The sequence below is a fragment of the Pseudomonas sp. BIGb0164 genome (assembly GCF_024810135.1).
Taxonomy (GTDB): domain Bacteria; phylum Pseudomonadota; class Gammaproteobacteria; order Pseudomonadales; family Pseudomonadaceae; genus Aquipseudomonas.
Genome location: NZ_JANUEA010000006.1, coordinates 217,222 through 241,018 on the forward strand (window position 1 = coordinate 217,222; position 23,797 = coordinate 241,018).

At 60.5% G+C, this 23,797-nt stretch carries 28 protein-coding genes; 12 read left to right on the forward strand and 16 right to left on the reverse strand.

Annotation, left to right across the window (positions count from 1 at the left end; genetic code table 11):
* Nucleotides 1–66 precede the first annotated feature (66 nt).
* Nucleotides 67–1,740 carry a DEAD/DEAH box helicase gene (locus tag M2394_RS17705; protein ID WP_178925012.1) on the reverse strand — a complete coding sequence of 558 codons (1,674 nt, stop codon included), beginning with the start codon at nucleotides 1,738–1,740 and terminating at the stop codon, nucleotides 67–69.
* Between the two features lie 422 nt (nucleotides 1,741–2,162).
* On the opposite strand from M2394_RS17705, the gene M2394_RS17710 reads away from it, so the two are divergent.
* Nucleotides 2,163–2,954: a crotonase/enoyl-CoA hydratase family protein gene (locus M2394_RS17710; RefSeq protein WP_178925010.1), complete on the forward strand. Its 792-nt coding sequence runs from the start codon at nucleotides 2,163–2,165 to the stop codon at nucleotides 2,952–2,954.
* A gap of 119 nt (nucleotides 2,955–3,073) precedes the next feature.
* Here the strand turns inward: M2394_RS17710 and M2394_RS17715 are convergent, their stop codons facing one another.
* Entirely contained in the window at nucleotides 3,074–3,829 is a 756-nt protein-coding gene (locus tag M2394_RS17715; RefSeq protein WP_178925008.1) for a spermidine synthase, read from the reverse strand.
* A 122-nt stretch (nucleotides 3,830–3,951) separates the two neighbouring features.
* Between M2394_RS17715 and M2394_RS17720 the strand changes: the two genes are divergently transcribed.
* Nucleotides 3,952–5,298 (forward strand): class II 3-deoxy-7-phosphoheptulonate synthase, encoded by a 1,347-nt coding sequence (locus M2394_RS17720; RefSeq protein WP_259173301.1) that lies wholly within the window; start codon nucleotides 3,952–3,954, stop codon nucleotides 5,296–5,298.
* A gap of 113 nt (nucleotides 5,299–5,411) precedes the next feature.
* Here M2394_RS17720 and M2394_RS17725 read toward each other — a convergent pair whose 3' ends face one another.
* Complete coding sequence (locus tag M2394_RS17725; protein WP_259173302.1) at nucleotides 5,412–6,644, reverse strand: winged helix-turn-helix domain-containing protein; 1,233 nt, start codon at nucleotides 6,642–6,644, stop codon at nucleotides 5,412–5,414.
* 45 nt (nucleotides 6,645–6,689) lie between these two features.
* Entirely contained in the window at nucleotides 6,690–6,896 is a 207-nt protein-coding gene (locus M2394_RS17730; protein ID WP_256732950.1) for a DUF1127 domain-containing protein, read from the reverse strand.
* 70 nt (nucleotides 6,897–6,966) lie between these two features.
* Here M2394_RS17730 and M2394_RS17735 point away from each other — a divergent pair, with 70 nt between their 5' ends.
* Nucleotides 6,967–7,848, forward strand: a complete 882-nt coding sequence (locus M2394_RS17735) for a LysR family transcriptional regulator (protein ID WP_178925002.1) — start codon at nucleotides 6,967–6,969, stop codon at nucleotides 7,846–7,848.
* Here M2394_RS17735 and M2394_RS17740 read toward each other — a convergent pair.
* Complete coding sequence (locus tag M2394_RS17740; RefSeq protein ID WP_178925000.1) at nucleotides 7,838–8,587, reverse strand: sulfite exporter TauE/SafE family protein; 750 nt, start codon at nucleotides 8,585–8,587, stop codon at nucleotides 7,838–7,840. The two genes, M2394_RS17735 and M2394_RS17740, sit on opposite strands and share 11 nt — an antisense overlap.
* A 109-nt stretch (nucleotides 8,588–8,696) precedes the next feature.
* On the opposite strand from M2394_RS17740, the gene M2394_RS17745 reads away from it, so the two are divergent.
* From M2394_RS17745 to M2394_RS17760, 4 genes are all read left to right on the forward strand, one after another.
* A complete protein-coding gene (locus tag M2394_RS17745) occupies nucleotides 8,697–9,647 on the forward strand; it encodes a LysR family transcriptional regulator (protein ID WP_178924998.1) in 951 nt (316 codons plus the stop codon).
* A gap of 80 nt (nucleotides 9,648–9,727) precedes the next feature.
* Nucleotides 9,728–10,180, forward strand: coding sequence for a MarR family winged helix-turn-helix transcriptional regulator (locus M2394_RS17750; RefSeq protein WP_178924996.1), 453 nt, complete (start codon nucleotides 9,728–9,730; stop codon nucleotides 10,178–10,180).
* Nucleotides 10,181–10,499: 319 nt separating this feature from the next.
* Nucleotides 10,500–10,919: an organic hydroperoxide resistance protein gene (locus M2394_RS17755; RefSeq protein ID WP_178924994.1), complete on the forward strand. Its 420-nt coding sequence runs from the start codon at nucleotides 10,500–10,502 to the stop codon at nucleotides 10,917–10,919.
* A gap of 28 nt (nucleotides 10,920–10,947) precedes the next feature.
* Nucleotides 10,948–11,964, forward strand: a complete 1,017-nt coding sequence (locus M2394_RS17760) for an alpha/beta hydrolase (RefSeq protein WP_259173304.1) — start codon at nucleotides 10,948–10,950, stop codon at nucleotides 11,962–11,964.
* Nucleotides 11,965–12,028: 64 nt separating this feature from the next.
* On the opposite strand, the gene M2394_RS17765 is transcribed toward M2394_RS17760, so the two are convergent.
* Nucleotides 12,029–12,601: an elongation factor P gene (locus M2394_RS17765; protein ID WP_003172723.1), complete on the reverse strand. Its 573-nt coding sequence runs from the start codon at nucleotides 12,599–12,601 to the stop codon at nucleotides 12,029–12,031.
* A 49-nt stretch (nucleotides 12,602–12,650) separates the two neighbouring features.
* On the reverse strand, nucleotides 12,651–13,784 hold the full coding sequence (earP, locus tag M2394_RS17770; protein ID WP_259173307.1) for an elongation factor P maturation arginine rhamnosyltransferase EarP: 1,134 nt from the start codon (nucleotides 13,782–13,784) through the stop codon (nucleotides 12,651–12,653).
* A gap of 132 nt (nucleotides 13,785–13,916) precedes the next feature.
* On the opposite strand from earP, the gene M2394_RS17775 reads away from it, so the two are divergent.
* Both M2394_RS17775 and M2394_RS17780 read left to right on the forward strand, forming a co-directional pair.
* Nucleotides 13,917–14,285 carry a hypothetical protein gene (locus M2394_RS17775; protein WP_176998255.1) on the forward strand — a complete coding sequence of 123 codons (369 nt, stop codon included), beginning with the start codon at nucleotides 13,917–13,919 and terminating at the stop codon, nucleotides 14,283–14,285.
* A gap of 5 nt (nucleotides 14,286–14,290) precedes the next feature.
* Nucleotides 14,291–14,773 (forward strand): transcription elongation factor GreAB, encoded by a 483-nt coding sequence (locus tag M2394_RS17780; protein WP_178924984.1) that lies wholly within the window; start codon nucleotides 14,291–14,293, stop codon nucleotides 14,771–14,773.
* Nucleotides 14,774–14,880: 107 nt separating this feature from the next.
* Here the strand turns inward: M2394_RS17780 and cysB are convergent, their stop codons facing one another.
* The 5 genes from cysB to M2394_RS17805 all read right to left on the reverse strand — a co-directional run bounded on the left by cysB (nucleotide 14,881) and on the right by M2394_RS17805 (nucleotide 18,810).
* Nucleotides 14,881–15,855 carry an HTH-type transcriptional regulator CysB gene (gene cysB / locus M2394_RS17785; RefSeq protein ID WP_003189876.1) on the reverse strand — a complete coding sequence of 325 codons (975 nt, stop codon included), beginning with the start codon at nucleotides 15,853–15,855 and terminating at the stop codon, nucleotides 14,881–14,883.
* Nucleotides 15,856–15,959: 104 nt separating this feature from the next.
* The gene (locus tag M2394_RS17790) at nucleotides 15,960–16,460 is read right to left on the reverse strand and encodes a universal stress protein (protein ID WP_178924982.1); all 501 of its coding nucleotides are present in this window, start codon (nucleotides 16,458–16,460) and stop codon (nucleotides 15,960–15,962) included.
* 70 nt (nucleotides 16,461–16,530) lie between these two features.
* Nucleotides 16,531–17,448 carry a 5'-nucleotidase gene (locus tag M2394_RS17795; protein WP_178924980.1) on the reverse strand — a complete coding sequence of 306 codons (918 nt, stop codon included), beginning with the start codon at nucleotides 17,446–17,448 and terminating at the stop codon, nucleotides 16,531–16,533.
* 16 nt (nucleotides 17,449–17,464) lie between these two features.
* Complete coding sequence (locus tag M2394_RS17800) at nucleotides 17,465–18,427, reverse strand: putative 2-dehydropantoate 2-reductase (RefSeq protein WP_259173313.1); 963 nt, start codon at nucleotides 18,425–18,427, stop codon at nucleotides 17,465–17,467.
* Entirely contained in the window at nucleotides 18,424–18,810 is a 387-nt protein-coding gene (locus tag M2394_RS17805; protein ID WP_178924976.1) for a co-chaperone YbbN, read from the reverse strand. Before M2394_RS17805 ends, M2394_RS17800 begins: the two co-directional genes overlap by 4 nt.
* Between M2394_RS17805 and M2394_RS17810 the strand changes: the two genes are divergently transcribed.
* Together M2394_RS17810 and M2394_RS17815 are read left to right on the forward strand one after the other, a co-directional pair.
* Nucleotides 18,809–19,243, forward strand: coding sequence for a PilZ domain-containing protein (locus M2394_RS17810; protein ID WP_178924974.1), 435 nt, complete (start codon nucleotides 18,809–18,811; stop codon nucleotides 19,241–19,243). The genes M2394_RS17805 and M2394_RS17810 overlap by 2 nt on opposite strands.
* Nucleotides 19,244–19,374: 131 nt before the next feature.
* A complete protein-coding gene (locus M2394_RS17815) occupies nucleotides 19,375–20,451 on the forward strand; it encodes a 3-deoxy-7-phosphoheptulonate synthase (RefSeq protein ID WP_010211874.1) in 1,077 nt (358 codons plus the stop codon).
* A 65-nt stretch (nucleotides 20,452–20,516) separates the two neighbouring features.
* On the opposite strand, the gene M2394_RS17820 is transcribed toward M2394_RS17815, so the two are convergent.
* Complete coding sequence (locus M2394_RS17820) at nucleotides 20,517–20,798, reverse strand: GNAT family N-acetyltransferase (RefSeq protein WP_003189869.1); 282 nt, start codon at nucleotides 20,796–20,798, stop codon at nucleotides 20,517–20,519.
* Nucleotides 20,799–21,410: 612 nt separating this feature from the next.
* Here M2394_RS17820 and oprI point away from each other — a divergent pair.
* Entirely contained in the window at nucleotides 21,411–21,662 is a 252-nt protein-coding gene (gene oprI, locus M2394_RS17825; RefSeq protein ID WP_003172710.1) for an outer membrane lipoprotei OprI, read from the forward strand.
* 122 nt (nucleotides 21,663–21,784) lie between these two features.
* On the opposite strand, the gene M2394_RS17830 is transcribed toward oprI, so the two are convergent.
* From M2394_RS17830 to M2394_RS17840, 3 genes are all read right to left on the reverse strand, one after another.
* On the reverse strand, nucleotides 21,785–22,753 hold the full coding sequence (locus M2394_RS17830) for a L,D-transpeptidase family protein (protein WP_176998262.1): 969 nt from the start codon (nucleotides 22,751–22,753) through the stop codon (nucleotides 21,785–21,787).
* Between the two features lie 82 nt (nucleotides 22,754–22,835).
* Complete coding sequence (locus M2394_RS17835; RefSeq protein WP_016972348.1) at nucleotides 22,836–23,129, reverse strand: hypothetical protein; 294 nt, start codon at nucleotides 23,127–23,129, stop codon at nucleotides 22,836–22,838.
* 58 nt (nucleotides 23,130–23,187) lie between these two features.
* Nucleotides 23,188–23,793 carry an arylesterase gene (locus M2394_RS17840; protein ID WP_178924972.1) on the reverse strand — a complete coding sequence of 202 codons (606 nt, stop codon included), beginning with the start codon at nucleotides 23,791–23,793 and terminating at the stop codon, nucleotides 23,188–23,190.
* Nucleotides 23,794–23,797: the final 4 nt, after the last annotated feature.

The window sequence follows — 23,797 nt, forward strand, 5'->3', positions numbered from 1 at the left end:
AGGCAAAAAAAATCCCCGAACCAGTCGGGGATTTTTTTATGTGCGATCAATCAGCCCAAGGGCGGATCAATCTTCGCGGTAGCGACGCAGTTTGAGCTGCTTACCGGCAACGCGAGTGTCTTTCAGCTTGGTCAGCAGTTTTTCCAGACCGTCTTCCGGCAACTCCACCAGGGAAAAGCTGTCACGGACCTGGATACGACCGATGGCTTCACGTGCCAGGCCACCCTCGTTGAGGATAGCGCCCAGCAGGTTCTTGGCAGCGATACCATCACGCGCGCCCAGCGCGGTACGGCAACGAGCACGGCCTTCAGCCAATGGAACCGGAGCACGACGCTCACGATCACCACGGTCTGGACGGTCGCCGGAACGCTCTGGACGATCACCGCGTGGCGCGCTGTTCGGAACCAGTGGGCGTTCTTTTTCGATGGCAGCCAGGGTCAGGGCTTGACCGTTGGTTGCTTTGCGCAGCAGGGCTGCAGCCAGGGCACGCGGGGTGCAACCGATATCGGCAGTCAGGCGGTCCAGCAGGTCGCCGTGGGTCGATTCAGCATCAGCCACCAGCGGCGACAGGCTGTTGGTCAGTTTCTTGATGCGCGCGTCCAGGACAGCCTGGGCGTCCGGCAGGCGGACTTCGGCAACTTTCTGGCCAGTCACACGCTCGATCACTTGCAGCATGCGGCGCTCACGTGGAGTCACCAGCAACAGTGCACGACCTTCGCGACCTGCACGGCCAGTACGGCCGATACGGTGAACGTAGGACTCTGGATCGTACGGCATGTCAACGTTGAACACGTGGGTGATACGTGGAACGTCGAGACCACGAGCAGCAACGTCGGTCGCTACAACGATGTCCAGGCGGCCATCCTTGAGGGAGTCGATCACGCGCTCACGCTGGTTCTGGGCGATGTCACCGTTCAGCGCAGCGGCTTTGTAGCCTTTGGCTTCCAGGGCACTGGCCAGGTCCAGGGTCGCTTGCTTGGTGCGCACGAACATGATCAGGGCGTCGAAGTCTTCGACTTCCAGCAGGCTCAAGACAGCCGAGGTCTTCTGGTCAGCGTGAACCAACAGGTGAGCCTGTTCGATCGCGGTAACGGTCTGGGTCTTGGTCTGGATCTTGACGTGCTCCGGGTCACGCAGGTGACGCTCGGCAATGGCACGGATCGACTGTGGCAGGGTGGCCGAGAACAGCACGGTCTGACGGGTCGGAGGCAGTGCCTTGAAGATGACTTCCAGGTCATCCATGAAGCCCAGCTTCAACATTTCGTCAGCTTCGTCCAGAACCAGGTGGTTCACGGTCGACAGCACTTTCTCGTCACGACGCAGGTGGTCGCACAGACGGCCCGGGGTGGCGACAACGATCTGTGCGCCATTACGGATTGCCTTGAGTTGTGGGCCCATCGGCGCGCCGCCGTAAACGGCCACAACGGTGACGCCTGGCATTTGCTTGGCGTAGGTTTCAAAAGCGGTTGCTACTTGCAGCGCCAACTCACGGGTTGGCGCCAGGATCAGGGCTTGCGGTTCGCGCTTGGCAGGGTCGATGCACTGCAGGATAGGCAAAGCGAACGCGGCGGTTTTGCCGGTACCGGTTTGCGCCTGGCCAATCATGTCCTTGCCGGCCATGATGATCGGGATCGATTGCTGCTGAATCGCCGAAGGCTCTTCGTAGCCGGTCGCTGCGACGGCTGCAAGAATATTCGGGTTCAGATTAAAAGCGGCGAAGCCGCCGGTTTCCTGGGTCATGGGTCTGCCTCTAAGTGCATCCGCAAAGACCCATGCTCCAAAGCTGCGCATGCCGTGTTGAGACTCAAGAGTCGCCCTGGCTGCTTTGTCGGCGGGGATTTGCGAAAACGAATGAATGAAAAAGATTCGTCAAGGAAGAGTCCGCTGTGCGGACGTGCAGCCGAAGCTGACTTCGGGGAATTGCGCTACCTAAACGCGGCCCGGTTAAAGGCCGGCGCGCACTATACCGGAAATACCTGAAAAAGGGAGCTTTTTTTATCGCAAAGCACCGATAAACCGCGCTGTGTCACAGTCTTTGCAGATAAGCGCGCCAGGGTCTATTTTTCAAAGGCCCGGCCCTGTTGGCCACAACGCTTAAACGGTTCACCTAACCCTTTGGACCCTTTGGTCTGAAACCTTCCCTGCGCCCGAGGGCACACCCGATGAATCAAGCCAGCAGCAGTCGCGTCAGCCGTGAATTACAGGGCCATGTCCTGCTGTTGGGCCTAGACCGAGTCGCCAAGCGCAATGCCTTTGACCTGGACCTGCTCAATGAATTGAGTCTGGCCTATGGCGAATTTGATCGAAACGAGGAGGCCCGGGTGGCCGTGGTGTTTGCCCACGGCGATCACTTCACCGCCGGGCTGGACCTGGCCAATGTCAGCGGCGTGATGGCCGGAGGCTGGCAGCCCCCGTTGGGCGGCTGCGATCCCTGGGGCGTATTCGCCGGTCCACGGGTGAGTAAACCGGTGATCGTCGCCGCCCAGGGTTACTGCCTGACCATTGGCATTGAGCTGATGCTGGCCGCCGATATCAACCTGTGCGCCAGCAATACGCGCTTTGCGCAAATGGAAGTGCAGCGTGGGATCTTTCCGTTTGGCGGCGCGACCTTGCGCTTTCATCAGATCGCCGGCTGGGGCAACGCGATGCGCTGGCTGCTCACCGGCGACGAGTTTGACGCCCACGAGGCCCTGCGCCTGGGGTTGGTACAGGAAGTGATGGCCAGCGAAGACCTGCTGCCGCGCGCCCTTGAGCTGGCCAACCGCATTGCACGCCAGGCGCCGCTGGGTGTGCAGGCCACTTTGATGTCGGCGCGATTGGCGCGCATGGAAGGTGAAACGGTGGCGGCCGCGGCGTTGCCGCCGATGGTGGATAAGTTGCTGAACAGTGAGGATGCCAAGGAGGGTGTGCGGGCGATGGTCGAGAAGCGGCCGGGGGTGTTCAAGGGGATTTAGTCGCCGGCAGTGATGGCCTCTTCGCGGGCAAGCCCGCCCCCACCTTTGTACATGTACATCCTTTGGAATGCGGTCGAATGTGGGAGCGGGCTTGCTCGCGAAGGCGTCGGTACAGACAACTAAGTCGCAGGCCGGATCGCCTTGATCAGCGACTGCAACGAATACCCCAACCGCGGCGCCAAGGCTTCGGCGCGGGCCGACAGCGCCTGCATATCCAGCGGCTGGTCCAGGTCTGACGGCACCAGCAGGATCACATTGCCCTCCTTCACCGGCAGTTCCCAATAATGCCGGTGGTACAACCCACGCAGCAACGCGGCGCCCAACGGCTTGCCATCATCCGTGGCCCATTGGTTGATCACCAACCAACCACCCGGGTTGAGTTTCTTCTGGCAGTTTTCCAGGAAGGTCCAGGCCAGGTGCCCGACGCCGGGGCCGACATCGGTGTACAGGTCGACGAAAATCAGGTCGGCCGACTCGGCCGTCTCCAGCAGTTGCAGGGCGTCGCCGATGCGAATGTACAACCGCGGATCATCATCCAGCCCCAGGTACTCGATGGCCAGGCGCGGTACGTCAGGGCGCAGCTCAATGGCCTCGACATCCTCCAGCGGCAGGAACTTGAGGCACGCCTGGGTCAGCGTACCGGCACCGAGCCCCAGGAACAGCGCACTCTCCGGCAATTCATGGCACAGCGCACCAATCAGCATCGCGCGGGTGTAGTCGTATTCCAGCCAGCTCGGATCGGCGGTAAACACGCAGCTTTGCTCGATGGCATCGCCAAACTCGAGAAAACGGTAATCGGCCACTTCGAGCACACGGATCATGCCGAAATCATCATGGACTTCGGCCAGCAGGCGCTCGACACGCTCCTCGGTCATCACTACTCCTAACGGGTTGGGCACTGCAAAGGCGCGATTGTCGGCCAACCGGCGGCAACAGGTCACGCACTAATTGCTGATAACATTGGCGCCCGACCGTCAACCACCCAATCGAGTTCATGATGAGCCAACCCTGGAGCCCCGACAGCTGGCGCGCCCTGCCGATCCAGCAACAACCCCAGTACCCGGACGCTGCACATTTGCTGCAGGTGGAGCAGAGCCTGGCCAGCTACCCGCCGCTGGTGTTTGCCGGGGAAGCCCGCGAGTTGCGCCGTCAGTTTGCCGAAGTGACCCAGGGTCGCGCGTTCCTGTTGCAGGGCGGTGACTGCGCAGAGAGTTTTGCCGAGTTCTCAGCGGCCAAGATCCGCGACACCTTCAAGGTGCTGCTGCAGATGGCCATCGTGATGACCTTCGCCGCCGGTTGCCCGGTGGTGAAAGTCGGGCGCATGGCCGGCCAGTTCGCCAAGCCGCGTTCGGCCAACGATGAGACCATCGACGGCATCACTCTGCCGGCCTACCGTGGCGACATCGTCAACGGCATCGGTTTCGACGAAAAAAGCCGCGTGCCAGACCCGGACCGCCTGCTGCAGTCGTACCATCAGTCCACCGCCACCCTGAACCTGTTGCGCGCCTTTGCCCAGGGCGGCTTTGCCGACCTGCACCAGGTGCACAAGTGGAACCTGGACTTCATCGCCAACTCCGCCCTGGCCGAAAAGTACAGCCAGTTGGCCGACCGCATCGACGAAACCCTGGCCTTCATGCGCGCCTGCGGCATGGACGATTCGCCGCAACTGCGCGAAACCAGCTTTTTCACCGCCCACGAAGCCTTGCTGCTCAACTACGAACAAGCGTTCGTGCGCCGCGACAGCCTGACCAACGACTACTACGACTGCTCGGCCCACATGCTCTGGATCGGTGATCGCACTCGCCAGTTGGACGGCGCCCACGTCGAGTTCCTGCGTGGCGTGAACAACCCGATCGGGGTCAAGGTCGGCCCGAGCATGAACCCCGACGACCTGATCCGCCTGATCGACATCCTCAACCCGGACAACGACCCAGGCCGCCTCAACCTGATCGCGCGCATGGGTGCCGGCAAGGTCGGCGACCACCTGCCAAACCTGATTCGCGCCGTCCAGCGCGAAGGCAAGCAGGTGCTGTGGAGCTCCGACCCGATGCACGGCAACACCATCAAGGCCAGCAGTGGCTACAAGACCCGTGACTTTGCGCAGATCCTCAGCGAAGTGAAGGCGTTCTTCCAGGTGCACCAGGCCGAAGGCACGTATGCGGGCGGCATCCATATCGAAATGACCGGGCAGAACGTCACCGAATGCATCGGGGGCGCGCGGCCGATCACTGAGGACGGTTTATCAGACCGCTACCACACTCATTGCGACCCACGGATGAATGCCGATCAGTCATTGGAATTGGCGTTTTTGATTGCGGAGACGTTAAAGCAAGTTAAGCGCTGAGATTTTAGTTGTCTGGGCTGTCGCCTTCGCGAGCAAGCCCGCTCCCACATTTGTACGCGTACCTCCTCTGGAATACGGTCAAGTGTGGGAGCGGGCTTGCTCGCGAAGAGGCCCTAAAAACCACAATCCATTTTAGCCATTGCCACCCGCAACCTATCAGCACTCGGTCGCTGGCAATTGAGCTGCACCTGCTCCAGCCCCAACCAGTTGGCCATTTGCAGCAGGTTCAAAGCCAGCGCCTGCATGCCCTCTTCGTCCAAAGCCGGTTCTTCTTCATGCACCGCATGCACGGCCAAGCGCCCATTGGCGCGTTCGGCGCGCAGGTCGACGCGTGCGGCAATCCGTTCGTTGTGCAAAAACGGCAGCACGTAATAGCCGAACACCCGCTTGTCCTGTGGTGTGTAGATCTCCAGCCGGTACCGGAAATCAAACAGACGCTCGGTGCGGCTGCGCTCCCAGATCAGTGAATCAAAGGGTGACAACAGGGCGCTGGCCGGAACCTTGCGCGGCACTCGGGGTTCGGGAAGACAATAGGCAAGCGGCTTCCAACCCTGGACCTGGCACGTCACCAACTGGCCATCCTCGACCAGTTCCGCCAAAGCGCTGCGACTGTCGGCCGGATCCAGGCGGAAATAATCACGCAGGTCTTTCTCGGTGCCCACGCCCAGCGCAGTGGCGCTGTGCAGCAGCAAGCCGTGGTGGGCCTCGGCTTCGCTCAAGGCGGGGTGTTGAAGGATGTCGTCCGGGATGACACGCTCCGGCAAATCATAGAGCCGTTCAAAACCGCGCCGTCCTGCAACCGTGACCAAGCCGGCCGCGAACAGCCATTCCAACGCATGTTTCTCATCACTCCAGTCCCACCACGGACCGGCCCGCTCCTCACGGGTCGACAGGCTGCCCGCACCCAATGCGCCTTGCTGCTCAACGCTGCGCAGCACGCGCTGGATAGTGGCCTGTTGTTCACGACCAAAACGCGCCATCTGCGAATAGATGCCCTGCCCTTGCTTGGCTCGCTCCATGCGCCAGCGCATCAGCGGGTACAGCGCCATGGGCAGCAATGAGGCTTCATGCCCCCAATATTCGAACAGCGAACGTCGCCGGCCCTGGCTCCAGGCCGCCTGTTCAAGCATCAAGGGGGCGTAGTTGCCCAAACGGGAAAACAGCGGCAGGTAATGGGAACGCACGACGGCATTCACCGAATCGATCTGCAACACCCCCAACCGATCGATCATCCGGTTCAGGTGCGCGGCCTTGATCAGCGCAGGTGCCTGGCGCCCGGAAAATCCCTGGGCCGCCAGCGCCATGCGTCGAGCTTGCTTGAGTGAAAATGACAGGTCGGCAGGCATGGGGGTCTCCGTGTGGGCTCGCCGACTACCCTACTGCATCCGCGATCATTTTCGCAGCGGGTCTTCCCAGAAATGCAGGTGACGCTCTTGCTCTACATCGGCACGGTTGAGGCCGATGTCCTTGAGCGCTTCGTCGCTCAGGCTCGCCAGCATCTGGCGCTCATGGTGCAGCGCCTGCCAGCGCGCCACGGTGTGAAACAGCCCGGAAAACGGACGTTTCGCCATCAACACAAACCCGGTTTGACCTTTCATCTTTTCGCCCTCCAGTGGGGATGACGCCAGTGTGTGCTTGGCACTATGATCAATCCAACGAATGTTTTTTATGCAATACATCTCGGAGATTGATCAATTGTCAGGCTACCCGAGCATCGACACTGACGTGCTGCGCACCTTCGTCGCCATCGCCGATCAGGGCGGGTTCACCCGCGCGGGAGAACTGGTCAACCGCACGCAATCGGCGGTGAGCATGCAGATGAAACGCCTGGAAGAGGACGTGCTGCAGCGCAAGCTGTTTGAGCGCGACGGCCGCCAGGTGCGGCTCACGCCCGAAGGCCAGGTGCTGCTGGGCTATGCGCGGCGCATCCTGAAATTGCACAGCGAGGTGTTCAACACGCTGCGCGAGCCGCATATGGTGGGGCTGGTGCGCATCGGCACGCCGGACGACTACGTGATGCGCTACCTGCCGGGCATCCTCAAGCGGTTCTCCAAGGCGTACCCGTTGATCCAGATCGAGATGCACTGTGAGTCGTCATTGGTGTTGATGCAGCGGCGGGACCTGGCACTGACCGTCATCAGCCGCGAGCCCGGCAGTGAAATCGGCGAACTGCTGCGCAATGAGCGCATGGTCTGGGTGGCGGCGCCGTGCTTTTGCGTGGAAGAACATGAGTCTCTGCCGCTGGCCATTTCCGGCCTGGACAGTTTTTGCACCCAGTGGACCCGCGCCGCGCTCGATGCGGTGGGGCGTGATTACCGCCTGGCCTACCACAGCTCCAATGGCGCGGCGATCCAGGCGGTGGTCGGCGCAGGCCTGGCTGTCACGGTCAGCATGGAAAGCCTGGTGACCGAAGACCTGCGCATTCTGGGCAGCGAAGAAGGATTCCCGCCATTGCCGTCGGTGAACCTGCGTTTGTTGCGCAACCCGGCAATGACTTCGCCGATCACCGAATGCCTGGCCGAATACATCCTCGAAGGCTTCAAACTTTGAAGGTGAGCATCACCGCACAAACCGCCAGGAAGCCGCAGAACAAACCGCGCAGCACGCGTTCCGGCAATGCGTGGGCCACTTTCACGCCCCAACTGATACTCAACAGGCCGCCGACGGCCAGCGGTACACCGATCATCCAGTCCACTTCGTGGTGCCAGGCGTAAGTCACCAGAGTCACGCCGGTACTGGGCAACGCCAGCGCCAGGGACAGGCCTTGGGCTACCACTTGGGTGGTGCCAAACACGCTGGTCAGCACCGGCGTGGCAACCACCGCACCGCCCACGCCGAACAGGCCGCCCATGGAGCCCGAGGCCGCGCCCAACACACCCAGCCAAGGCCAGGAATAGCGCATCTGCGCGGTGGGCGGCGCATTGCGCGTGAACATGCGCAGCAGATTGTAGGCCGCCAGCGTCAGCAGAAACGCAATAAAGCCGACGCGCATGGCCCCCGCGTCCAGGCCCACGGCCCAGATAGAACCGAGCCAGGCAAAGCTGAAACCCATCACGCCCAATGGCAGTGCGTGGCGCAGTTCGATGCGGTTGCGCTGGTGATAACGCCACAGGGCCAGCATCACGTTAGGCACCACCATGACCAGTGCCGTGCCTTGGGCAAGCTGCTGATCCAGGCCAAACAACACGCCCAGCACCGGGATTGCAATCAACCCGCCACCAATGCCAAACAGCCCGCCGACCGTGCCCAGAGCCGCGCCCAATAAGAGGTACATCGCCAAATCCAACACCGCTCATTACTCCAGAAGCCCAGGCCTTGCATGCTACGCAGTCGGCTCTGGCGCGGAAACGCACAGCAACGCACAATGGCTGTGCCAATCTCGCATAAGCGTATATTCCATGAATCCTAATGCCCTGACCGATCAACTGGGTCTGTTCCTCGATGTGCTGGAAACCGGCAGTTTTTCTGCGGCTGCGCGCCGCCATCCGCTGACACCTTCAGCGGTGGCGCGACGTATCGACAGCCTGGAAAACTCGGTGGGCAGCCAGTTGTTCCAGCGCAGCACCCATGCGGTGGTGCCCACACCGGCAGGCCTGGCCTTTGCCGAGCGTGCGCGGCGGATCGTCAGCGAACTGCAATTGGCACGGGCCGAGGCGGTGTCCTTGAGCCATGCGCCGGAAGGTTTGATTCGTGTGGATGCACCGGCGGCGTTTGGTCGGCGGCACCTCGCCCCGGTGATTGCCGACTTCCTGAATGTGTACCCAGGCCTGGATGTGCACCTGCACCTGATCGACAGCTTTGTGGACATGCAGGGCGCGCACCTGGGCAAGGTTGACCTGGTGCTGCGCGCCGGGCATATCGTCGACACCCGACTGATTGCCACGCCCCTGGCCAGTATCGTGCGCATCGCCTGCGCCAGCCCGGCTTACCTGAAAAACCGCGGTACACCCACTCATCCGCACGAACTCAGCGACCACGACGGCCTGGACTGGGATGGGCTGGCGCCAATGTTCGCCTGGCGCTTCGAACTGGATGGGCGCCGCGCCACCTATCGCCCAAAACGTATCCGCATGAGCGCCAACAATGCCGAGGCGCTGCTGTCGGGCGCTTTGGCAGGGTTGGGCATCGCTCACCTTCCCACCTGGCTGGCGAGTGAATACCTGGTACGCGGCGAATTGCTGCCGCTGTTCTGCGAAAACGGCCTGCCCAGCCCGGAAACCACAGGAATCTACGCACTGCGCCTGGAACAACAGGCCAACGCCCGCAGTCGCTTGCTGCTGGAATACCTCAAGTCACGTTTCAGCCCTGTGCCGCCTTGGGATCTGGCGCTGCAAAGCGGCTTGGTCTGACCGGGCAGACAGAATTATCTGGCGCATTAAAGATTTGGCCGCTAGATTCCAGCCCAGACACGCTTTTTCGAGGCACCGCCATGAGCAAGAACCCTGCCCCATGCGAATCACTGATGCTGGACAACCAGCTGTGCTTTGCCCTGCACTCCACATCGCTGTTGATGACCAAGGTCTACAAACCGCTGCTGCAAGCCCTTGGCCTGACCTACCCGCAATACCTGGCCATGATGGTCTTGTGGGAAGAAGACGGTTTGACCGTCGGCGAAATCAGCAGCCGACTGCTGACCGACCCGGGCTCACTGACCCCACTGCTCAAGCGGCTGGAGGCCGAAGGCCTGCTCAGCCGCACCCGCAGCCGTGAAGATGAACGGGTTGTCGTGGTGGAGTTGACCGACGCCGGCCGCGCCTTGCAGGACAAGGCTATGGGCATTCCACAGTGCATACTCGGCGCCAGCGGTTTGGAGTTGGAACAATTACTTAAGCTGCAGGCAGATCTCGTTGCATTGCGGAGCAATCTGCAGAACGCCATCTAGACCCATTGCCATTCCCCCTGTAGTGAGCGGGCTTGCCCCGCGCTGGGTGGCGAAGCCGCCTCAATCCGGCCTCCGCATTCTTCCAGGTAGAGCTGGATGACTGGTTTTGGGGCGGCTCCGCCACCCAGCGCGGGCAAGCCCGCTCACTACAAGAATCGGTTGCAGCAAATTTCATTAGCGCCCTCCCACATTGACTGACAGTCGCTCACAAAAATAATTTGTAAATTTATCTTGCGCGCAAAACATTAGCGCTATACATTCGCCTCACCAACTACTTAGCGCGCAAACATTTAGCGCTAAAAACCAAGAGGACGACACCATGCAAACTCTCTATACCGCAGTAGCCACCGCCACCGGCGGCCGTGATGGCCGTGCTGTTTCCAGCGACAACATCCTCGACGTCAAACTCACCACCCCCAAAGAACTGGGCGGTGCTGGCGGCCAGGCGACCAACCCTGAGCAACTGTTCGCCGCCGGCTACTCGGCCTGCTTTATTGGCGCACTGAAGTTCGTCGCCAGCCAGACCAAACGCAAAATCCCCGATGACGCGTCGATCACTGCCCACGTCGGCATCGGCCAGATCCCTGGTGGTTTCGGTCTTGACATCGACCTGAACATCAATCTGCCGGGCCTGGCCCAGGACGACGCGCAAAGCCTGGTCGATGCTGCCCACCAGGTGTGCCCGTATTCCAACGCCACCCGTGGCAACGTCGATGTACGCCTGCACGTGACCGTCTAAATGAACTCGGCCGCCCTTGGAGAGAACAATGAACACAATTGGTAAAGCGCTCACCGGCACCCTGCTCGCCCTGTCCATCACCAGCGCGTTTGCTGCAACCGGTGATGTCGAGCACAACACTCAGGCCTTCCTGGATGTGTTGAACGCAGGTACCGGTAAACCGATGGAGCAACTGACACCACAGGACGCCCGTGCCGTACTGGCCGGCGCCCAGGCCGGTGTGAGGCTGACGCTGCCACAGGCGGATGTGAGCCAGAAGACCATCCAGGTCGATGGCAAGCCCCTGGGCCTGACCATCGTGCGTCCGGCCGGGGTCAAGGGCACATTGCCCGTGTTCATGTTCTTCCATGGCGGCGGCTGGGTGCTGGGGGATTACCCGACCCATGAACGCCTCGTGCGGGACCTGGTCGTGGGTTCGGGGGCGGCGGCGGTATTCGTCAACTACACGCCTTCGCCAGAAGCGCATTACCCGGTGGCGATCAACCAGGCCTACGGCGCCACGAAATGGGTGGCCGAGCACGGTAAAGAGATCAACGTCGATGGCAAGCGCTTGGCGGTCGCGGGCAATAGTGTCGGCGGCAACATGGCGGCGGTGGTCAGCCTGATGGCCAAGGACAAGGGCACGCCAGCGATCAAGTTCCAGTTGCTGCTGTGGCCGGTGACCGACGCCAACTTCGACACCGGGTCCTATAACCAATATGCCGAAGGGCACTTCCTCACCCGGAACATGATGAAGTGGTTCTGGGACAACTACACCACCGATGCCAAGCAACGCGCCGAGATCTACGCCTCGCCATTGCGGGCCACCACGGACCAGCTAAAGGGCCTGCCGCCCGCGCTGATCCAGACCGCCGGCGCCGACGTGCTGCGTGACGAAGGTGAAGCCTATGCCCGCAAGCTGGACGCAGCCGGTGTGCCGGTGACCGCCGTACGCTACAACGGCATGATCCACGACTACGGTTTGCTCAACGTGGTCAGCCAGGTACCGGCAGTCCGTTCAGCCCTGCTCCAAGCCGCGGATGAGCTCAAGCAGCACCTGAAGTAAAAGTGACGTCCACAAAAAAGCCCGACTCTAGGTCGGGCTTTTTATCGTATCGGCAGGGCCAGAATTACTTCTTGGCGCGACCTTTGTACGAACCACCTTCACGGGTGTCGATTTCGATCAGGTCGTCGATTTCGATGAAGTCGGCAACTTGCAGCTCGGTACCGTTGCTCAGCTTGGCTGGCTTCATGACCTTGCCCGAAGTGTCGCCACGAGCGGAACCTTCGGTGTAGGCCACTTTACGCACGATGGTGGTCGGCAGTTCTACGGAAACCAGGCGCTCTTCGAAGAAAATAGCTTCGCAAACGTCTTCCATGCCTTCTTCGATGAACGGCAGAACGGCTTCGATATCTTCAGCGTTCAGCTCGTACATGGTGTAGTCGGTGGTGTCCATGAACGTGTAGGTGTCGCCGCTGATGAAGGACAGGGTCGCTTCTTTGCGGTCGAGGATCACGTCGTCCAGTTTGTCGTCGGCGCTGTAAACGATCTCGGTCTTGTAACCGGTCAGCAGGTTCTTCAGCTTGGTCTTCATGATTGCGCTGTTACGACCAGACTTGGTGAACTCAGCTTTCTGAACCAGCCAAGGGTCGTTTTCGAGACGGATCACTGTACCGGGTTTCAGTTCTTTACCAGTTTTCATTGCATATATCCGAAATTTGGATGGGATTTACAAAATTCAAGGTGGCGTATCATATCCAACTTTCATAAAACTGTACCAGCGCCGTCGCAAGATCGGCCTGCAAGCCTTGTTCCAGACACCACGATTGCGCGTGCAGGCTCACCTCCGGCCAGTGTTCCAGCAACATTTTCCACGGCTGTGCCATATCGCCCTCCGTGTTCCAGGCTTGCCAGAGCGCGATCAGTGCAGCCTTCGCGGCCGGGGATAACGCAGCGGTATAGAGCGCCAGGAACGCATCGAGCTTGTCCAAGTGGATGTCTTCGTCCTGCCGATAGATGTGCCACAACAGCGGGCGCCCGGCCCACTGGGCGCGCACGAACGAGTCTTCACCGCGCACCGCGTTGAACTCGCAACTCCACAGCAGACGGTCGTATTGTTCCTGGCGCACGAACGGCAGCACCTGCACGGTCAGGGCCTCGCGCACGTGGATATCGCCCGCTACCAGCCCCTCAACGCCCAGCCAGCGCTGCACATCACCCAGGATGCGCCCTTCCGGAACCAGCAGATGAGTGGCGCGCCCGTCCGTCGCCAACACGTCCAGCCAACTGGCGAGCCCTGCATTTTCATAGGCAAACAGTGACATCAAACGCGCATCCGGCGCAGGAAACACGCCCAAGGATTGCAGGAATTGCTGACGCGCGGCGCCATCTTGCTGAAACGCCTGACGCTGCTCCAACAGGCCCGTCTCACGTAACAAACCGCCCGTTCCCACACGAAAACCGGGAAAGAAGAAGTACTTCTGCACGCCCTTGAACTTCACCGATGGCAGGCGATGACACCCCACCACCCAGTCTTCGGCGCTGAGGTAATCCAGGTTCATCCACAACGGCGCACGTTCGCGCGCAGCCATGGCTTCCATATAGTCGGGAGGCAGTTGGCAGGCGAATGCAGCAATGACCACATCGGCGGACGCGGTCCCGGGCCATTCAGCCGGCCAGTGGCGCACTTCAACGCCCTCCTGCCATTGCGTATCCCGCTGCACATCGATTTCCGGGCACATGCGCTCGAAGGCCCGCAGGTCATCAACCCACAAGCGCACGTCACAACCATGCTCCACCACCAGTTGCCGGGCCAGGCGCCAGGTCACGCCGATGTCGCCGTAGTTGTCGACGACGCTGCAAAAAATATCCCAGCGGGCTTTCATTCCGGGCTCCAACGATCAAAGGCTCGATTGTCCGCATAAATGCCCCGATGCAGAAGGCTTGATCGCGATTATTCTGCACGGTGGCTGTGCGACAATCGCCGCCACGCCGCAAATGCCTGCCAGGAGGCCGTCATGTCTGATCGTCCGTTGTCGCTGTTCAAGCTCAGTGTCGCTATCGCGTTTGGCGTCTGGTTGGGGTTTGTCGCCATCGTGCTCAGCACCTGGCTGGCGTCTCGCTACCTGTTCCCGCAAAGCCTGGCACCGGTGGCCCAGGCAGTGCAGCAATTGGGCAAGCCGGCGGTTGCGCCAGCCGAGCCGCCGAACCGCATGTTCGAGCAGTATCAACAGAACCTGCAGAAGCAGGAACAACAGCAAGCCCTGGACCAGGCCCGCAGCAATGCGCGCAACCTGTCCAACCCCAAATGCCAGTTCTGGCTGCAACAGGACCAGAACGCCCCCAACGAAAAGACCCGAGCCAATGTCCTGCAATTCTGCGATTGATGACCATGAATAAACACGCCGTCCTCCAGTTGATCCTGGAAAAGCTCAGCATCGACCTCGATATCGCCCAACGCGCCGCGCAGACCGCCTACGAAACCGCGACCCACGAAGAGAACATCGCGGAAAACAAGTACGACACGCTGGGATTGGAAGCCTCCTATCTCGCAGCCGGACAGGCCAGGCGCGTCGAAGAGATCAAGCAGGCACTGACGCTGTGCCAGAACCTGCAACTGCGCGCGTACGATGATCAGCGGGGAATCGAAATCGGCGCACTGCTGGGCCTCGAGGACGAGAACGGTCGCCAACAGTGGCTGTTCCTGGCCCCCGATGCAGCGGGTTTGAAAGTGGACGTAGTGGGGCAACCGGTGACCGTCATCACCCCGCGCTCGCCCCTGGGCAAAGGCTTGCTGGGCAAGTTCGAAGGGGATGAGGTCGAGATTCTGGTGGCGGGCGCCCGGCAGTTCTTTGCGATTACCGAGGCCAAATAGTGATCCCCCTGTAGGAGCCGGCTTGCCGGCGATGGCGGTGTGACCGGCGATTTATTTGCCCGCCATGCCATCGTCATCGCCAGCAAGCCGGCTCCTACAAGGTGTTATCAGTGGACGGGCAGTTCCACGCCATCGAACAGTTCTTCCAGTTCCTGCTTGTTGTGGCACTGGATCGCCTTGGCCATGACTTCACGGGTCAGGTGCGGCGCGAATTTCTCGATGAAATCGCACATGAAGCCACGCAAGAAAGTGCCACGGCGGAAACCGATCTTGGTCACGCTGGATTCGAACAGTTCACTGGCATCGAGCACCACCAGGTCTTTGTCGAGGTTGGTGTCGACCGCCATCTTGGCGACGATGCCCACGCCCAGGCCCAGGCGCACATAGGTCTTGATCACGTCGGCGTCGGCAGCCGTGAACACCACCTTGGGCGTCAGGCCGCGATGGCTGAAGGCTTCGTCGAGCTTGGAGCGGCCGGTGAAACCGAACACGTAGGTCACGATCGGGTATTCAGCCAAGGCTTCCAGGGTAAGCTTCGGCAGCTTGGCCAATGGGTGACCTTGCGGCACGACAACACAACGGTTCCAGCGGTAGCACGGCATCATCACCAGGTCGCCAAACAGCTCCAGGGCTTCAGTGGCGATGGCGAAATCCACGGTGCCGTCGGCGGCCATCTCGGCGATCTGCATCGGCGAACCCTGGTGCATGTGCAGCGCCACATCCGGGTACTGCTTGATGAAATCACGGATCACCGGCGGCAACGCATAACGTGCCTGGGTATGGGTAGTGGCGATGGACAGGGTGCCTTTCTTCTCGTTGGAGAATTCCTGGGCGATCTGCTTGATGCTTTCGACTTTGCGCAGGATCTCGCCAGCGGTGGTGATGATGCGTTCACCGGCCGGGGTGACACGGGTCAGGTGCTTGCCGCTGCGCGCGAACACTTCGACACCCAGCTCGTCTTCGAGCAGGCGGATCTGCTTGCTGATACCGGGTTGCGAGGTGTAGAGGCTTTGAGCGGTAGCGGAAACGTTGAGGTCGTGGTGCGCCACTTCCCAGATGTAGCGCAGTTGTTGAAGCTTCATATGTATCCCTCAAAGCAGATAGACGCCACGGGTATCAGCGACGGTATATAACTATATTAAAGGTTAGATGGATAAATCTAGAACTTTTTATCGTTTATTACCATTCATGTATCGTCGCTGCGCCGGCGCTGCAACGAAGGCACCAGGTACACCGGCACCGTAGACAACTGCAACACCCGGGCGGCGGTGCGCCCCAACGGTGTAGCGGCAGCGGTCGCATGGCTATGACTACCTACGATCAGCAAGTCGACCGAAAGTTTGCGCAGTTGGTCGAGAATCACCTCGCACGGATCCCCCTGGATCACCCGTACCGAACGGATCAACTTCAAGTCTTGCTCCCCCTCCCCCAACTCCTCGCGAAAACTGTCCAGCACCCGCTGTTCGATTGTCGCCATGACCGTGGTCAGCCCTTGGGTCTGCCATTCACTCAAGGCCTTCTCATCAAGGTAGCTCTGCAACACCGATTCGGCGAACAGTCCGATCGGCTCCACCACATGAATCACGTACAAATCCGCCTTGAACGTTCGCGCCAGCGCCAGGGCATGTTGCATGACATAAGGCGCATACAGACCCAGGTCTGTGGCGTACAGCATCGAACGGATCATAGAACCCCCTGGAAGGCCAGGATGGCGGAGATGAAATGAGCTTAGCAGCGCCTCGCCGAGTTCGACTGACTTAGCTTGGCGACTGGAGCTTGAGCTCGTTGCTGATGCCGTGGGGCACATGCCCGGTGGCAACCACCTCCCTGGCTTTCTCACAATGACCGGCCTGGTCATCGAAAAACACATCGGCGGCAAACGCCTCCAGAAATGCAGATTTTTCCAGCCCGCCCAGGAACAAGGATTCGTCCAGGCGAATATCCCATTCGCGCAAGGTGCGAATCACCCGTTCATGGGACGGCGCCGAGCGCGCCGTCACCAGCGCGGTACGGATCGGGCAGGCCTCGTCGGGGAACTCACGCTGCAACAGGTTGAGCGCTGCCAGGAACCCTTTGAACGGACCGCCGTGCAAAGGCTGGCGCGCCGACTCCCGCTCGCTGGCCTGGAATGCGGCCAACCCACCCTCTTGGTAGACACGCTCGGACTCATCGGAAAACAACACCGCATCGCCATCGAACGCAATGCGCAGTTCCTCGCTCGAGGCCCGGCGTGCGCCGCCCGAGAGAATCGTTGCCGCGGCAAAACCGGCATCCAGTGCACTGCGCACGTCTTCAGCGTGGGTGGAAAGAAACAGGTGGCAACCAAAGGCGGCGAGATAAGGATAGGGGCTGCGGCCGCCGACGAACGCCGCCCGGGAAATATCCAGGCCGTAATGCTGGATCGAATTGAACACGCGCAGGCCGGTGTCGGCGCTGTTGCGCGACACCAGTACCACCTCGACTCGGGCACGGCCGAGGCTGGCATTGAGGCTGAGCAGTTTCTTGACCAGCGGGAAGGCGTCACCGGGCTCGAGGGTTTCCTCCTCGTGATCGATCTGGTACTTGCGGTAAGCCTCGACGCCTTGCGCGAGGTAGACCTTGTGGCTGTCACTGAGGTCGAACAACGCCCGTGACGAAATCGCCAGCACCAACTTGTCGCCCAATCCTTTCGCCATGGCGCATCCCTCCGACTCAGCGGTTATGCCGATCAATAAAACTCAAGGCCTGGTAAAGCGCCTGCATGCGCGGCAATTCGCAACCGGCGGCCTTGGCGGCGGCCAGTGGTCGCGCGTAAATGGCGGCCAATTCCAGCGGGCGCTTGTGCACGTGGTCGTGGTACATGCTCGGCAGGTAGTCATCCATGGTCTCGGTCATGGCGAACATCTGCTCAGCGTAGCTCGCAGGTATTTCATGGCCACAGGCGTGGGCACCTTGTACCACTTCAGCCATCAGCGCCTGGATCAGTTCGCGGCTGGACTCATCCGCCATCATCGCGGTCGTGCCCGTGCCCAGTAACACAGAGAGACCGTTATAAGGCACGTTCCACACCAGCTTGTGCCAGCGTGCCTGATGCACGTTGGCCATGGCCTGGGACTCGATGCCTGCCGTGTGAAACAGCGCAGCGCCCTCTTCGACAATGGCTTTCTGCCGGAACTCATCATTGGCTGCCGTGCCGCTGTGATAGCCGAGATTGACCCGGCCCAACGCTTGATGCTCGACGACGCCAGGGCCGGAGCGGTGCGCGCCGATGTAGCACAGACCGCCCAATAGATGCAGCGAGGCCGGCAGGTGCTCACGCAGGCTGTCTTCTACATCCAGGCCATTTTGCAACAGCACCACCTTGGCATCCGGTGCCGCGACCTGGGCGATGGTCGGCGCCAGGTCCACATTGCCGGTGGACTTGGTGCCTACCAGCAGCCAGTCGCATGGCGGCATGTCGGCGGCGTGGGCATAGGCTTGCACCGGGTGCAAATGCAGAGCCCCGTGCACGGTGCTGTTGAGATGCAAACCGTGTTCGCTGACCGCCGCATATTCGCTGCGCAACAGAAAATGCACATCGAACCCGGCACGCGCCAGCATCAAGCCATAGAACCCACCGATGGCGCCGGTGCCGATGATGCCAATGCGGGGTGACTTGGGTGCAACTGCAGTCATGGCAAATCCTCTGGTGTACGGGTGAGTGCCTGGTTCAGGGCGGCGGTAAGGTCGGACGGCGTAAGGCATGTCTGTAATTGCCCCAGGAACTGACCCTCGCACACGAGGAACAACGCGGGCAAATGAAAGATCTGGTAGCGTTCGACTGCACCGCCGTTGTGCCCGGCATCCACCCAGCACACGCGATCCACCGGCAAATGCCAGCCTGGCAATTGCCGGCGCGCCCAACGGCAACTGGAACACCCCGCACTGGTGAACACCACGAGCGAAATACCTGGCAATCCCAGCAATTGCTGGTCAATATCCAGGTCGGTCAATTCCAGTTCCTTCACTATACTGCTGCCACCGCCGTCAATTGGACGGTGCTCGGAGTCCGTGTACATGGGTCGTTTTTTACCTCACCCTGATGATGTCGCTGTCGAGTTAATCCAACGTCCCTCACCTGCCCTCCCCCGCCAACGCCTGCACACTATCGGCCTGGGCGGTATCGCCTGTCACTGGCCACGTGCCTGGCGCGAAGGCACGGCGGTTGATCTGCACATCCCCTCATTGGGCGCCAGCGCGCGCTACCCAGGCTATGTGGCGTGGTGCCGCAAGGTAGAAAACGGCTACCGCGTCGGCGTGTCGTTTACCGATGAGCATGCCCTGTTCGGCGCGCGGATGGGTGAGCAAGCATGCCGGATGGAGCGCTATTGCCGCCAGCATGAAGACGCCGATCCCACCCCCGAGCAACTCGAAGCCCTGGCTCGGGAGTGGGTCTCGCGCCATGCCGGCGAGTTCTCCCACGAAGCCTTTGTGGCGCCAGCGCTGGATTAAAGCGGGCTTTGCCCATTGTCGCGGGCCCGTGTTACGCGCTAAGGTTCCTTCCCCCTGCATTCAAATCATGCTGTGCTCCGCCGCACGGGGATGGCTGGCGGCCGGCACCCGTGACCCTGACGAGTAACACGATGGCTGATTTACCGATCAATGACCTAAACGTCGAATCCAACGAGACCCTGATCACGCCCGATCAGCTCAAGCGCGAAATCCCCCTGAGCGACGCTGCCCTGCAGACCGTCACCAAGGGCCGCGAAGTCATCCGTGACATTCTCGACGGCACCGACCACCGCCTGTTCGTCGTCATCGGGCCTTGCTCGATCCACGACCTCAAGGCCGCCCACGAATACGCCGAGCGCCTCAAGGTGCTGGCGGCAGAAGTGTCCGACACCTTGTACCTGGTGATGCGCGTCTATTTCGAAAAGCCGCGCACCACCGTCGGCTGGAAAGGCTTGATCAACGACCCGTACCTGGACGACTCGTTCAAGATCCAGGATGGCTTGCATATCGGTCGCCAACTGTTGCTGGACCTGGCTGAGATGGGCCTGCCCACCGCCACCGAAGCCCTCGACCCGATCTCCCCGCAGTACCTGCAGGACCTGATCAGTTGGTCGGCCATTGGCGCCCGTACCACCGAATCCCAGACCCACCGTGAAATGGCGTCCGGCCTGTCCTCGGCCGTGGGCTTCAAGAACGGCACCGACGGCGGCCTGACCGTGGCGATCAACGCACTGCAGTCGGTCTCCAGCCCGCACCGTTTCCTGGGGATCAACCAGGAAGGTGGCGTGTCCATCGTCACGACCAAAGGTAACGCCTACGGCCACGTAGTACTGCGCGGCGGCAACGGCAAGCCCAACTATGACTCGGTCAGCGTTGCGCTGTGCGAGCAGGCGTTGAACAAGGCCAAGATCAAGCCGAACATCATGGTCGACTGCAGCCATGCCAACTCCAACAAGGACCCGGCCCTGCAACCGCTGGTGATGGAAAACGTCGCCAACCAGATCCTGGAAGGCAACCAGTCGATTATCGGCCTGATGGTCGAGAGCCACCTGAACTGGGGTTGCCAGGCGATTCCAAAAGACCTGGCCGACTTGCAGTACGGTGTCTCGATCACCGACGCCTGCATCGACTGGTCTGCCACCGAAAACACCCTGCGCAGCATGCACGCCAAGCTCAAGGACGTTCTGCCCAAGCGCAAACGCACCTGAGTACACGCTGCGCACACAAAAACGCCGGGCAATGCCCGGCGTTTTTCAGGGTGCTGTCTCAAGCCTTACAGCTTGGCAGCATGGCGCTGATGGCGCTCCATGTAGCGTTCGACATAAGAGCACGAAGGAATCACCGTGTAGCCGGCCTCTTCGGCGAACTTCAGGGCTTCCTCGGTCAATGCCGCTGCAATGCCACGGCCTCGCAGTGCGTTGGGCACGAAGGTCCGATAGATATCCAGGGTCTGTTTACCGAGGTCCATATAGGTCAGATAGGCACGATGACCGTCCACATTGGTCTCGAACTGATGACCAGCCTGGTCATGGTGGATGGACAACGCCTCGCTCATCACTACTCCTCGCGGGTCTTGTATTTCGACCCCTACCTTACCGATGTTTTTCCGGCGAAGGAACATCTACGCCACCCCGTGCCGGTTTCGACAACGAGAAAACCTATAGCGCTCACAACCAGCACGTAGGGAATAGTAGGCACCATTACAGCAATAGCTCAAGGCGCGCTTGTCATCCCCTGCCGCTGGAGGTTACACAAAGGGCTCCGATCAATCGATGACCGATAGCCTGAACATTGCCGGCAGTTGAAGCTTGAGACGAACTGCCGCTCTTAAAGTCACCTCTACATGCGCAAAAGATGCCAGGCAAGGTAAAGCCAGGCCAACCCTAAGTGTCAGCGTCGATATATAAATCTTCACCTACCTACCGGGCTTAACACATGCCGGCCGGACCTCTCAGGCTGGATCCAGTTCCCGGCAAGATGAAAAAAATTGGACGGTTTTTATACAAACCTCCAAAAGATTAGCCAAAATAGATTCGGCGCAAGAATTTTTTTTGCTTCTTGCGCTACGTCAGTTTACTTACTACAAGTAATGAGTAGTATGTACGCCGGCTATCAGCTCACTCTGAGAAAGTAGCCACTTAATAGAAAGTCCTTGAAGGGGAACACGATGAACAACGTTCTGAAATTCTCTGCTCTGGCTCTGGCCGCAGTTCTGGCTACCGGTTGCAGCAGCGTCTCCAAAGAAACCGAAGCTCGTCTGACTGCAACTGAAGACGCAGCAGCTCGCTCCCAGGCTCGTGCAGACGAAGCCTACCGTAAAGCTGATGAAGCTCTGGCTGCTGCTCAAAAAGCACAACAGACTGCTGACGAAGCTAACGAGCGCGCTCTGCGCATGCTTGAAAAAGCTAGCCGCAAGTAATAATCCCTCGGGGTTGTTATCAAGCCGATCCATTTATGGGTCGGCTTTTTTATTGCCTCGCGTTTGTACCTGGATCGCGGGTAATAAAAAGCCCGCCGTAGCGGGCTGTTGATCGAACAGCGTTACTGCTGCAGGTCGATCGGTGCGCTGGCGGCGACCGAAGCTGCGCCCGGCACACCGATTTCCGTGGGCAACCCGTCTTCAGCCGCGACCACATCACGCACCTGGTCCCAGTTGACCCGCAGGTTATTGGCCAGGTCTTCACGCTTGAGCAGCGCGTTGATGACGGCCGTGTGCTTGTCGACCACCGACGGCGTGCCATCATCATTCAGCGGCGTATGCGCTTCCAGATACACCTTGCCACCACTGCTGCCGAACTTGTACGCATCGTTGATGATGCGCACCGATGTACCGACCGGCACCATGCCTGCCATTTCCAGCACATTGTTGTTGAACATTCGGAAACAGCCGTGGCTTGTACGCGTGCCGATACCAAATTTCATGTTGGAGCCGTGGATCAGGTAGCCCGGCGTGCCCAGGGTGAACTTGAACGGGCCCAGCGGGTTGTCCGGACCGGCAGGCACCACGTTGGGCAGCGGATCGCCATTGGCGGCGTGCTCGGCCTTGATCGAAGCCGGTGGCGTCCAGGTCGGGTTCGGTGTCTTCGCGATGATGCTGGTGTGGGCGATCGGCGAACCCCAACCCTCACGGCCAATGCCCAACGGGAAGGTGTAGACCACGTTCTGCCCTTTGGGGAAGTAGTAGAGCCGGTACTCCGCCAGGTTGATCACGATGCCCTCGCGCGGGCCGGGCGGTAGGATGAAGCGGGTCGGCAGCACGATCTCGGTGCCCGCGCCGGGCAACCAGGCATCCACGCCCGGGTTGGCCGCGACCATCTCCGAATAACCCAGGTCATAGGTGGTGCCAAGGTCGGCAAAGGTATCTTCGTACTTGGCCTTGATCACCTGGACCTGACCGACGATATCTTCACCTGGCGGCGGCAAAGGCAACTGCAAGGCTGCTGCCGAACCTGCGGCGCAAAGGGCAGCAAGAGACAGGCAGCAGGTAACGACGGAAAGGCGCGACAACATCCGGAAAATCCTTCGCAGAACGACGGGTAGGGAAAAGTTGATTGTATACGCGAAGCGAGCTTCAAGCACCCCGCAGGCGGCGTTACAGCTCGAAGCGCAGCTCCGGCCAGATCGGCGGCGTGCCGCGCTTCTGGGACTCGAGAATCGCCCGGCACAGGGGGCACAGGCGCTGGTCCTGGAAGATCGAGCGATCCACCGATGACCAGCGCGGCTGGGCCGGCAGCAACGTCCCGCAGAGCGTGCGGTCAATCGAGCCACCCAGCTCCAGTTGACGCGCGACCAGATGCACCCGGACTTCCTGGCAGGCGAACAGATCCAACTGCTCGTCAGGCTCGATCAGTTGGTAGTTGAACAGGGACCAGGCAGGACGCGACATCGGGGGCTCCAGATCGGGGGGGCGCCACCTTAGCCGAAAGCCTGCCGGTAGAAAAGCGTCATAGCAGCGGTTTTAGCGACGGCCATACATTTTCCAGCAACTTGCCCTGGGCACCGACGGCGGGGTGCAGCCCATCGGCCTGCATCAACTCCGGATGGCCACCGATGCCGTCCAGGAAAAACGGCACCAGCGGCACGTCTTTCTCCGTTGCCAGGGTGCCATAGACTTCGGCAAACGCGTGGGTGTAGCGCGGGCCGTAATTGGGTGGCAACTGCATCCCCAGCAACAACACCTTGGCGCCGATGGCTTTGGAGCGATCAATCATCGAAGCAAGATTTTGTTGCAATTGCGCCGGTGGCTGGCCACGCAGGCCATCGTTGCCGCCCAGCTCGATGATCACGACTTCGGGTTTATGCTCTGCAAGTGCCGCCGGCAGCCGCGCCAGGCCTCCGGCACTGGTGTCACCGCTGATGGAAGCATTGACCACTTTATCGTCGAAACCTTCCTGTTTGAGCCGTTGCTCCAGCAGTGCAACCCACCCTTTGCTGGTATCCAGGCCGAAACCGGCACTGATACTATCGCCAACGATCAGGACTGTACCCGCCGCTGCGTTCTGGGCCATGCACATCAAGGCCAGGCCAGCACTCAAAAACCACATTCGCATCGGA

Bases quoted from the DNA above. Each gene is read 5' to 3' on its own strand.
- M2394_RS17795 (WP_178924980.1), bottom strand. From the start codon at position 17,448: ATGGCGAAAGGATTGGGCGACAAGTTGGTGCTGGCGATTTCGTCACGG.
- M2394_RS17765 (WP_003172723.1), bottom strand. From the start codon at position 12,601: ATGAAAACTGGTAAAGAACTGAAACCCGGTACAGTGATCCGTCTCGAA.
- earP (WP_259173307.1), bottom strand. From the start codon at position 13,784: ATGAAAGCCCGCTGGGATATTTTTTGCAGCGTCGTCGACAACTACGGC.
- M2394_RS17775 (WP_176998255.1), top strand. From the start codon at position 13,917: ATGTCTGATCGTCCGTTGTCGCTGTTCAAGCTCAGTGTCGCTATCGCG.
- M2394_RS17810 (WP_178924974.1), top strand. From the start codon at position 18,809: ATGGGTCGTTTTTTACCTCACCCTGATGATGTCGCTGTCGAGTTAATC.
- M2394_RS17730 (WP_256732950.1), bottom strand. From the start codon at position 6,896: ATGAAAGGTCAAACCGGGTTTGTGTTGATGGCGAAACGTCCGTTTTCC.
- M2394_RS17755 (WP_178924994.1), top strand. From the start codon at position 10,500: ATGCAAACTCTCTATACCGCAGTAGCCACCGCCACCGGCGGCCGTGAT.
- M2394_RS17745 (WP_178924998.1), top strand. From the start codon at position 8,697: ATGAATCCTAATGCCCTGACCGATCAACTGGGTCTGTTCCTCGATGTG.
- M2394_RS17800 (WP_259173313.1), bottom strand. From the start codon at position 18,427: ATGACTGCAGTTGCACCCAAGTCACCCCGCATTGGCATCATCGGCACC.
- M2394_RS17820 (WP_003189869.1), bottom strand. From the start codon at position 20,798: ATGAGCGAGGCGTTGTCCATCCACCATGACCAGGCTGGTCATCAGTTC.
- M2394_RS17760 (WP_259173304.1), top strand. From the start codon at position 10,948: ATGAACACAATTGGTAAAGCGCTCACCGGCACCCTGCTCGCCCTGTCC.
- M2394_RS17735 (WP_178925002.1), top strand. From the start codon at position 6,967: ATGCAATACATCTCGGAGATTGATCAATTGTCAGGCTACCCGAGCATC.
- oprI (WP_003172710.1), top strand. From the start codon at position 21,411: ATGAACAACGTTCTGAAATTCTCTGCTCTGGCTCTGGCCGCAGTTCTG.
- M2394_RS17720 (WP_259173301.1), top strand. From the start codon at position 3,952: ATGAGCCAACCCTGGAGCCCCGACAGCTGGCGCGCCCTGCCGATCCAG.
- M2394_RS17780 (WP_178924984.1), top strand. From the start codon at position 14,291: ATGAATAAACACGCCGTCCTCCAGTTGATCCTGGAAAAGCTCAGCATC.
- M2394_RS17840 (WP_178924972.1), bottom strand. From the start codon at position 23,793: ATGCGAATGTGGTTTTTGAGTGCTGGCCTGGCCTTGATGTGCATGGCC.
- M2394_RS17725 (WP_259173302.1), bottom strand. From the start codon at position 6,644: ATGCCTGCCGACCTGTCATTTTCACTCAAGCAAGCTCGACGCATGGCG.
- M2394_RS17750 (WP_178924996.1), top strand. From the start codon at position 9,728: ATGAGCAAGAACCCTGCCCCATGCGAATCACTGATGCTGGACAACCAG.
- M2394_RS17710 (WP_178925010.1), top strand. From the start codon at position 2,163: ATGAATCAAGCCAGCAGCAGTCGCGTCAGCCGTGAATTACAGGGCCAT.
- M2394_RS17815 (WP_010211874.1), top strand. From the start codon at position 19,375: ATGGCTGATTTACCGATCAATGACCTAAACGTCGAATCCAACGAGACC.
- M2394_RS17715 (WP_178925008.1), bottom strand. From the start codon at position 3,829: ATGACCGAGGAGCGTGTCGAGCGCCTGCTGGCCGAAGTCCATGATGAT.
- M2394_RS17790 (WP_178924982.1), bottom strand. From the start codon at position 16,460: ATGATCCGTTCGATGCTGTACGCCACAGACCTGGGTCTGTATGCGCCT.
- M2394_RS17705 (WP_178925012.1), bottom strand. From the start codon at position 1,740: ATGACCCAGGAAACCGGCGGCTTCGCCGCTTTTAATCTGAACCCGAAT.
- cysB (WP_003189876.1), bottom strand. From the start codon at position 15,855: ATGAAGCTTCAACAACTGCGCTACATCTGGGAAGTGGCGCACCACGAC.
- M2394_RS17835 (WP_016972348.1), bottom strand. From the start codon at position 23,129: ATGTCGCGTCCTGCCTGGTCCCTGTTCAACTACCAACTGATCGAGCCT.
- M2394_RS17830 (WP_176998262.1), bottom strand. From the start codon at position 22,753: ATGTTGTCGCGCCTTTCCGTCGTTACCTGCTGCCTGTCTCTTGCTGCC.
- M2394_RS17805 (WP_178924976.1), bottom strand. From the start codon at position 18,810: ATGTACACGGACTCCGAGCACCGTCCAATTGACGGCGGTGGCAGCAGT.